Below are 8,034 nucleotides of genomic sequence, written 5' to 3' on the forward strand. Positions count from 1 at the left end.
CGGTTGGTTAGGGCTCTCTAAAAAACTCCTGCCTCAAACGCAACCCAAGAGTTCACAGACGAGCTAGAAATCGTATTCAATTGCTGGTTAGGAAATGCCAATCACCGTCAAAATCCCACGCTGCCTTAGCCGATCAAGGGGCTCGACCATGAAGAGCGAAATGTTCGCCGCAGAGCCGCCTCGATCACCTGTGGCCTTTCCAGCCACCAGGACAATGCCAGGAACGGAATCGGGAACCAGACTGTTCCACACCACTAAACCGACCCGATTAACTTTGCCAATTTTGCCGCACGCAGAGGCAGAGAGAAACCGCTTCTACCCGATACTTCGAACCCCCCGTACTAGCCGACTGGATCGAACTAATCTCGAGGCTTGGCTATCAGGTTTACATCGCACCCTTTGCACCCAATGGCAAACCACTTCAGGTACAAGGCGTCATCAAAGCTTTTGAAAAGGCCGCACGTTTCAACGGTGAAGCGTTGCACCAGCTTCAGAAGCACGAGATACCGCTGGTGGGCCTCGATCCCGCGATGACGTTGGTGTATCGCCAGGAGTATGCGAAGACGCTTGGCAGTCACAAGGTTCCTACCGTACTACTGCCGCAGGAGTGGCTCGCCAATATGCTTCCACAGTCGCAGATTGTGAAAGATGCCGATCCCTATCATTTCCTTCCCCACTGCACTGAAAAGACAAATGAGCCAAACAGCATCGACCTTTGGCAACAAGTCTATGAGCGCATGGGACTGAAAATGAGCGTTCAAGCCAGCGGGTGCTGCGGCATGTCCGGCACCTATGGGCATGAGACGAAGAACACCAGAACTTCTGTAGTGATCTACAAACAATCCTGGGCGCCGCTTGTGAAAAGATTTAATGCTTCTGGCCGGTTAGTGGCCGACGGATATTCTTGCCGAAGCCAGGTGAAACGACAGGATGGAGTAACCGTCTCACATCCGCTGCAGGAGCTGCTCGCTGTCGTCAGGAATCTTGCTGCCTGAGCCACGAGGCATGATTAAATTTTTACCTGGGAATGGGTAAATGACTCGGCCGTGTGCTCATTGCCGCCGGCCTTCGGGCCTGGCTTCATTTCACGGAAAAACATTCGCCGATACTCAGAGGGTGAAGTGCCAAGGTGAACGCCGAACTGTTGTCTCAACGACAAAGGCGTTCCGAAACCCGCCTCACCGGCGACACACTCGATAGGTAAGTCGGTCGTTTCGAGCAGCTGTTGTGCTCTGGCGACTCGCTCAGCATTCAACCATTTTGAGACGGTGCTGCCGGTCGCCTCCTTAAATCGCCTGGTAAAAGTACGCCGACTCATTTTCGCCATGTCCGCCAGCAAATCGAGCGACAGATCACTCGCAAGGTTCATTCGGGCCCACGCCAGTACATTAGACAAGTGAGTCTCGCTAGACAGCTGCGGCACAGGATGTTCTACGTACTGAGCCTGGCCTCCTTGCCTGTGCGGCGGCGTCACCAGCATCTTCGCAGTGCGAGTGGCAACATCAGCACCGAGTCGCTGACGTATTAGATGCAGACAACAATCAATTGCTGCCACGGTTCCCGCAGAGGTAATGATGTTGCCATCACTGACATACAGCACTTCAGGCCTGAAACGAACTTCTGGGAACCGTCGCCCAAACTCATCTCTGACTGCCCAGTGAGTGGTTGCTTCTTTGCCATCAAGAAGTCCTGCATCGCCGAGCACGAATGCTCCCAGACATAGCCCGACGATGAGCTTGTCTTGGGCATTTGCACGCTGTAAGGCTTGCACAAGCTGCGCAGACGCTGCGACAGAATGATCGCCCCACGCCGGAATGACAATTACGTCGGATGTCTCCATCAGTTCCAGGCCATGATCGACCGCTAAGCCTATGCCTTGGTCGCTTATCACCATTCCCGGCGTTTCTGCATAGTAACTGACCTCGTAATGAGGTTCACCGGGTGCGGATTGAGCTGTTCCTAGCACCATTCCAGGCACGGAAAGATGAAACAGGCTGACACCGTCAAAAGCCAGAACAGCAACGCGTGTGGATTGCATAAGTCAGCCTCATATTCGAGAACAGCGCAGGTATCGTGGCCCGATTATATCGGAATCTGTCATTCAGGCCACTGTTGAGTCCCAGAGCTTTGGGCAAGAATAGAATCACTGATGCAATAACAGGATTAACGAGATGAACTTTAAAACACTTCCAATCGCCCTTAGCCTTGCCTGCACTGCCGCGACCTCATCCGCATTTGCGAGCTCCGACACTCCCAATTCCCCGGACGCGGCCCATAAAATCGACTTGCAGCAAGTTCGCAACGCAACGGTAAAAATCTCCTACGGCGGCACGACCTTTCTGATCGACCCGATGCTGTCCAAAAAGGGAACTTACCCAGGATTTGAAAATACCTACCGTAGTGACCTGCGCAATCCCTTGGTTGATCTGACTGAGTCGCCCGAAAAAGTGATCTCTGGAGTAGACGCTGTCATCGTCACTCATACGCATCTTGACCACTGGGACGATGCCGCACAGAGAGCGCTTCCGAAAGACATACCGCTGTTCACACAGCACGAGGAAGACGCGAAGTTGATTCGCTCACAAGGCTTCAAGAACGTACGCGTTCTTACTGACGAAGGGGAATTCGGCGGCGTGAAAATCACCAAGACGGGTGGCCAGCACGGCACAGACAAGATGTATGCCGCTCCCCCACTCGCGAAACTTCTGGGCGAGGCCATGGGCGTTGTGTTTCAAGCGCCAGGCTACAAAACTCTCTACCTAGCCGGCGACACTATCTGGCGTAAAGAGGTAGACCAAACTATTGAGAAATATCACCCTGAAGTCATCGTACTCAATGCCGGGAAAGCGAAAGTGAACGGGTTTGAGGGTGCGATCATCATGGGCGAGGAAGATGTACTTCGCGCTTCTAAGGCAGCCAAAGACGCGAAAATCGTCGCCGTGCACATGGACGCAGTTAACCATATGTCCCTGACCCGCAAGGAATTGCGTACCTACGTCAAAGATCACGGCATCGAGAATCGCGTAGAGATACCCGAAGATGGCGCGTCACTGGAGTTCTGACATAAATTTTTTGAGGTTGGAAATGCAGGTGTTCTATCTGTCGACTTCAACCTTCAAGCCGCATGCTTAGCTCGGTTAATTCGATCGGAGATCGTTCATGAAACGTGGCCTTGTAGTAGTTGACCTGCAAAATGAATACCTGCCCACAGGCAAACTGCCATTAGACGGCATCGTAGCTGCTGTAGCGAATGCTGTCCGAGTGATCAGCCACTCGCGCGATATAGGAACTCCGGTTTTTCACATACGGCATGAGTCCAATGATGAACGCGTTCCAATCTTCGTCAAAGGCTCGAACGGTGCGCAAACCCAGCCTGCTGTTGCACCTCTGGGTAATGAGCCTGTGATTGTAAAAGCACACATCAACGCCTTCCGGGAAACGGATCTTAAGCAGCAGTTGGAAGCAGCGGACATCGAGGAACTCGTGGTAATCGGTGCAATGAGCCACATGTGCATCGATGCCGTAGTGCGCGCGGCGGCAGACATGGGCTACCCCGTTACGGTGCTGCATGACGCCTGCGCCACCCTGGATCTCACATTTGGTGGTGTTAACGTTCCTGCTGCTCACGCACACGCCACGATGATGGCAGCGTTCGAGTTCGGTTACGCCACCGTCAAGTCGGTGGAAGATTACCTCTCGGCCTGACCGCGTGACGACACAACTTGCCGGGACCCATTGGGCCCTGGCTTTCATCGTAAACGCATAAATAAGTTGATGGCGGCGGCAACGCTCCACACTTCCATGGCCTCGGGATCGGTCAAGCTGACCTCTCGGAACTCTCCGTTCGCGCGTTAACCGTCTATACCTATTTCTTTGAGCAACCCTTGCTTGCAGCTCAATAACTCCTCAACGTAAACACTGCGATTCCTTTCGAAACGCAATGTGGGGATGGGCATTGATATTGCGAAACGGCCTAACACGGTATCTAGCGCGACTGCTGTAGTGGTGATGCCCTCAATGAGTTCGCCGTGATCGCTTGAAAGCCCTGTTTTCCGAATATCGGCCAGCTGATTGAAAACACTCTGGAATTCCGACGTGTTTTCCTGGGTAGCGCTTTCAGTTGCAAACAACTCTTTCACATCCTCATCTTGGTCTAAAGCGAGAAGAGCCCGTCCAGCAGACGTTCCATAGAGTGGCGTATCCAGTTGGCCAAGGCGTGGCATCACCTGCAACTCACGATCAGCAACTACACGATCCTCAACGATCAGTTGGATTCCGGCAGGTCTAGAAAAGACAACCGTCTCTTGAACCCTCTCGCTCAGCTTATGCAGCCACGGGCGGACGACGGTCATACGGTCGACATGGGCGTTCGCGACGAGCCTCAACAAACCCGCGCCAAGGCTGATTCCGCCAGCGCCTTCAGTACGAATCATTCCCTGCTCTTCGAGCGCTCCTACGATGCGTTGCACCGTTGAGCGAGGCAAATCTACAGCTTGGGCTATTTCGCCCAAACTCATCCCGCCAACGCTTCTTCCCAATACATTCAGAATTTTTGCCGCGCGTGCAATGACCTGAATACCCCCACTACGCTCATCGCTGACGCCTGCTTGAACCCGCTCGCCCATAGACACCTCCACTATTTCGGTCACTGTACCATATTGCGATACGATATTATTTTGCGGTACAGTTATCGCATTGCGATACAGATCAAGTGCGAGGCTGACGATGTTGCATGAATTTTCAGTCGCAGGCCTGCTGATTACCCCAATGGTGATCTGCGTTGGCGCTGCGGCATTTCTGACCTGGATTACGTATGTGCTCATTCCGCAATGGGCAATACAGCAGTGGATTTGGAAGCGCTCATGGCTGGGACTTTCCCTATTCGTCTTCTACATCGCCAGCGCTCTCGCCTTTCTCGATGGTGGATGGAAATGAATTCGGCAATTCGGGTGTGCGTGACGTTACTGGTCTCAAGTTGCGCGGTGCTGGCGGGGTCGTGGACATGGAAGCACTACCAACTCTCACCCTGGACGCGAGATGGGCGAGTTCGGGCCGATGTAGTGGTCGTAGCACCCGATGTAGCGGGCTGGGTAACCAGGCTCGACGTGCGAGACAACCAGGTGGTAAATAAAGGCGATCTGCTTTTTGAAATTGATCCCGTCCGTTATCGCTCCCTCCTGAACGAGTCGAAAGCCCGAATGGAACACTCAAAGCACGCTTGGGAGCTTGCAGCACTTCTGGAGAGCCGCCGTGTTCCATTGGCCAGGATCAACGCCATCAGCGCTGAGGATTTGGATAACGCCCACTCCCAAGTCTTGCTGGCCAAATCCCAATATGAGGTCAACAAGGCGCAGTGGGAAACCGCGAGGATCAACCTCGCCCGCACATCTGTGGTTGCGCCAGCTAACGGTACGATCACCAACGTCAGACTGCAGGAAGGCAACTACGTAGCCCAGGGAGCTCCCGCCTTCTCACTCATCAAAAACGATTCGTTTTACGTGACTGCCTACTTCGAGGAAACGAAGCTTCTCGATATACGTGAGGGGGATATGGCCGAGGTGTCGTTCATGTCCGGAGGGCCTTCGATTAGTGGCCGCGTCCAAAGCATCGCCAGAGGCGTCGCCAATACCAACACACAAGCAGATCCAATGTTGCTGCCTCAAGTACAGCAGGCATTCAACTGGGTGCGACTGGCGCAACGCATACCGGTCGACATAAAGCTGGAGGCGAACGCTGTGAGCACGCGCTTGATCGCTGGCATGAGCGCATCGGTGAGGATTCATCAGCGCCCCACTGAGAGGGGCAGACCATGAGAGACGCACTGAAGCACTACTTGGCGCCTGACTTGCGCAGCTTGGTATTCGCTTGCAAGGGGCTGTGTGCCGTTACGCTCGCTCTAGCGATTTCGATGAGCCTGGATCTGGACAAGCCATTCTGGGCGATGGTGGCGTCAATGATGCTCCAGGCTCGCCCCGAGGCCGGATTGGTCATCGAAAAAGCGGTATGCCTTGCTCTGGGATCAACGGTTGGCGCCGTGATAGCGGTACTGATCTTGGACAATTTGACGCCATATCCTGTGTTAGCTATCGGAGCACTCGCGCTGTGCGTTGCCGTCACTTCTACAATCGCCTCGACCATGCGGCATGTCAATTTTGAATTCGCAACGTCATTAGTGAGTGTCACAGCGATTCTGATTGTACTTTTCGCCTTGGCCGATCCTGCAAATACCAGCAGCGGATCGATCTTTATGGTGATTCGAGCTCGGTTGAGCGAAGTTCTGGTCGGAGCCAGCAGTGCCATCCTCACCAGCGTCCTGCTTTATCCCTTCAAGGTGCAGAAGGTGCTGGAGACGGGTATGAATCGCCTACGGGATTTGAGCCTCACCCACGTCTCGGCGATTCTTCACGCTCAATCAAATCCAGCAGCTGTCCATCAGCAGCGCATAGGCATCATCGCCTTGTCCACTTCCATAAACGATGACGCCAATGCAGGACGCTATGAACTGGCAAGCAATATCGATGCAGCCCTACTCGCCGCCAGCAACGCCTTGACCATCGTTGCATGGGGACAAACCATCGAGCGCATATTGAGTGATAACCCAAAGCGTTTATCGGAGATGCTGGCCCGTTTCGTCGATCACGACGCTCATGGCTGCAGCTCGCTCGAGGCAGAGAGCCTGAAGAAAGTATCCGAGGCACTTTCAGCGATGCATGGGGCCTGCGATTCAATCGCTGAAAGATCGCACGGGACGCAGCGCTTTCCACGGTTCAATCGACATCGTGACTGGCTCGTCGGACTGAGAGCGGCGCTGCGAAGCTCACTTGTTTTCCTGAGCGCTATCGCCATATGGATTCTGTCAGGCGAACAAGCCGCACTCATCATGATGATCGTGCTACCTGCCTTGCTCTCCCAGGCATTCTCCTCACACCCAGTGCCGCGCGTGGCAACCGCCAAGTTACTGGGGGGAGCCTTGATTGCCATCCCTATTGCCATCCTGTTTGTACTCAGTTCGCTTGCGCAGGGTTCGGGCGATTTCGAGATGTTGATACTGGTGCTTTCTGCGCCTCTTTTTCTGGGGCTGATGAGCATGACTTCACCGTCACTCGCACCTTACGGTCTCGGTTTTTGCCTCACCCTGGCGGTGCTTGTTCAGCCAAGCAACTACATGACATTCGCAATCGATCAGTGCCTGTCCACTGGATTGGGAATCGCAGCAGGCCTCGGCTTGTTATACGCAGGATTTGATCTTATAGGGCCGCCCAAACATACATGGCTTCAGCGACGAGTTATCAGAGCACTCTACTTAGACCTGAAAGAGATGGGTAAGAAGGGGCGATCAGCCGATTGGCTCAACCAACGTGCAGCCGAGCGTCTTTCCTGTCTCGCTGCATACGAGCCGCAAACGCCGACCGGCAGGGCATTGACGCTGCGCGGGCTCAACTTACTCGAGTCTGGCCACCGCATGAAGCTCGCATCAGATGAACAATGAAAGCTTCGAATTTACCTCCACTCCTTAACACCGAACTCAAAGGTACTCCGAAATGCACAACCATCAAGCTGACGCAAACTACATGGGCGACCTGCAAGACGCCGCTCCCGAGATGGTCGCAGCTTTTTTCAACTTCGATAAAGCTGTCTTCAACAAAGATGTCGGCAGCCTTAACCTAGCCACACGGGAGCTGATCGCCGTGGGAGTAGCCGTCACTACACTGTAGTGGTCAACTAATCCCGGACACGACGTTAAGTTTTTCCTCGGCCCGAGCTGGTGCCAACCCACCATTGAATTGGTGAGGCCGAATCCAGTTGTACCGATGCATCAAGAAGTGGCTGATATCGCGCTTGGCTTCTTGAGTCGTTCTGTAGCCCGTGGTCGGTATCCATTCCGTTTTTAGGCTGCGGAACACGCGCTCCATTGGCGCGTTGTCCCAGCAATTTCCCCGGCGACTCATGCTCTGGTGCATGCGATAACGCCACAATCGCTGACGAAATAGCCGGCTTGCGTATTGCGACCCCTGATCCGAGTGAAACAGCAGA

The 8,034-nt window shown here is 54.0% G+C and carries 9 protein-coding genes and 2 pseudogenes; 7 read left to right on the forward strand and 4 right to left on the reverse strand.

Annotated elements, in window-relative coordinates; genetic code table 11:
- Positions 1–167 precede the first annotated feature (167 nt).
- Positions 168–285, reverse strand: a pseudogene (locus tag DTP52_RS31470) (O-acetylserine/cysteine exporter); the annotation flags it as partial.
- Between the two features lie 20 nt (positions 286–305).
- On the opposite strand from DTP52_RS31470, the pseudogene DTP52_RS30450 reads away from it, so the two are divergent.
- A pseudogene (locus DTP52_RS30450) lies at positions 306–995 on the forward strand ((Fe-S)-binding protein); the annotation flags it as partial.
- A 14-nt stretch (positions 996–1,009) separates the two neighbouring features.
- Here the strand turns inward: DTP52_RS30450 and DTP52_RS30455 are convergent.
- Positions 1,010–2,038 carry a GlxA family transcriptional regulator gene (locus DTP52_RS30455; protein WP_076384059.1) on the reverse strand — a complete coding sequence of 343 codons (1,029 nt, stop codon included), beginning with the start codon at positions 2,036–2,038 and terminating at the stop codon, positions 1,010–1,012.
- Between the two features lie 133 nt (positions 2,039–2,171).
- On the opposite strand from DTP52_RS30455, the gene DTP52_RS30460 reads away from it, so the two are divergent.
- Together DTP52_RS30460 and DTP52_RS30465 are read left to right on the forward strand one after the other, a co-directional pair.
- Positions 2,172–3,062 carry an MBL fold metallo-hydrolase gene (locus DTP52_RS30460; RefSeq protein ID WP_054070329.1) on the forward strand — a complete coding sequence of 297 codons (891 nt, stop codon included), beginning with the start codon at positions 2,172–2,174 and terminating at the stop codon, positions 3,060–3,062.
- 97 nt (positions 3,063–3,159) lie between these two features.
- Positions 3,160–3,705: a cysteine hydrolase family protein gene (locus DTP52_RS30465; RefSeq protein WP_076384058.1), complete on the forward strand. Its 546-nt coding sequence runs from the start codon at positions 3,160–3,162 to the stop codon at positions 3,703–3,705.
- Between the two features lie 146 nt (positions 3,706–3,851).
- Here DTP52_RS30465 and DTP52_RS30470 read toward each other — a convergent pair whose 3' ends face one another.
- Positions 3,852–4,823: an IclR family transcriptional regulator gene (locus DTP52_RS30470; RefSeq protein WP_231990568.1), complete on the reverse strand. Its 972-nt coding sequence runs from the start codon at positions 4,821–4,823 to the stop codon at positions 3,852–3,854.
- Here DTP52_RS30470 and DTP52_RS31800 point away from each other — a divergent pair.
- From DTP52_RS31800 to DTP52_RS30490, 4 genes are read left to right on the forward strand one after another with little or no spacing between them, the layout of a single operon-like run.
- Positions 4,768–4,935 (forward strand): hypothetical protein, encoded by a 168-nt coding sequence (locus DTP52_RS31800; RefSeq protein WP_366249993.1) that lies wholly within the window; start codon positions 4,768–4,770, stop codon positions 4,933–4,935. The genes DTP52_RS30470 and DTP52_RS31800 overlap by 56 nt on opposite strands.
- Positions 4,932–5,813: an HlyD family secretion protein gene (locus DTP52_RS30480; RefSeq protein ID WP_109756618.1), complete on the forward strand. Its 882-nt coding sequence runs from the start codon at positions 4,932–4,934 to the stop codon at positions 5,811–5,813. Before DTP52_RS31800 ends, DTP52_RS30480 begins: the two co-directional genes overlap by 4 nt.
- Positions 5,810–7,489: an FUSC family protein gene (locus DTP52_RS30485; RefSeq protein ID WP_076384055.1), complete on the forward strand. Its 1,680-nt coding sequence runs from the start codon at positions 5,810–5,812 to the stop codon at positions 7,487–7,489. Before DTP52_RS30480 ends, DTP52_RS30485 begins: the two co-directional genes overlap by 4 nt.
- Before the next feature lie 52 nt (positions 7,490–7,541).
- Positions 7,542–7,715 (forward strand): carboxymuconolactone decarboxylase family protein, encoded by a 174-nt coding sequence (locus DTP52_RS30490; protein WP_109756619.1) that lies wholly within the window; start codon positions 7,542–7,544, stop codon positions 7,713–7,715.
- 3 nt (positions 7,716–7,718) lie between these two features.
- Here the strand turns inward: DTP52_RS30490 and DTP52_RS30495 are convergent.
- A partial coding sequence (locus tag DTP52_RS30495) for an integrase core domain-containing protein (RefSeq protein ID WP_146206892.1) occupies positions 7,719–8,034 on the reverse strand: 316 nt, incomplete at its 5' end.

The sequence above is a fragment of the Pseudomonas sp. 43mfcvi1.1 genome, assembly GCF_900115935.1.
Lineage (GTDB): Bacteria > Pseudomonadota > Gammaproteobacteria > Pseudomonadales > Pseudomonadaceae > Aquipseudomonas > Aquipseudomonas bijieensis.

Excerpts from the sequence above, each read along its gene's own strand:
- DTP52_RS31800 (WP_366249993.1), top strand. The coding sequence starts at position 4,768 with ATGGTGATCTGCGTTGGCGCTGCGGCATTTCTGACCTGGATTACGTAT.
- DTP52_RS30460 (WP_054070329.1), top strand. The coding sequence starts at position 2,172 with ATGAACTTTAAAACACTTCCAATCGCCCTTAGCCTTGCCTGCACTGCC.
- DTP52_RS30490 (WP_109756619.1), top strand. The coding sequence starts at position 7,542 with ATGCACAACCATCAAGCTGACGCAAACTACATGGGCGACCTGCAAGAC.
- DTP52_RS30485 (WP_076384055.1), top strand. The coding sequence starts at position 5,810 with ATGAGAGACGCACTGAAGCACTACTTGGCGCCTGACTTGCGCAGCTTG.
- DTP52_RS30480 (WP_109756618.1), top strand. The coding sequence starts at position 4,932 with ATGAATTCGGCAATTCGGGTGTGCGTGACGTTACTGGTCTCAAGTTGC.
- DTP52_RS30465 (WP_076384058.1), top strand. The coding sequence starts at position 3,160 with ATGAAACGTGGCCTTGTAGTAGTTGACCTGCAAAATGAATACCTGCCC.
- DTP52_RS30470 (WP_231990568.1), bottom strand. The coding sequence starts at position 4,823 with ATGAGCACATACGTAATCCAGGTCAGAAATGCCGCAGCGCCAACGCAG.
- DTP52_RS30455 (WP_076384059.1), bottom strand. The coding sequence starts at position 2,038 with ATGCAATCCACACGCGTTGCTGTTCTGGCTTTTGACGGTGTCAGCCTG.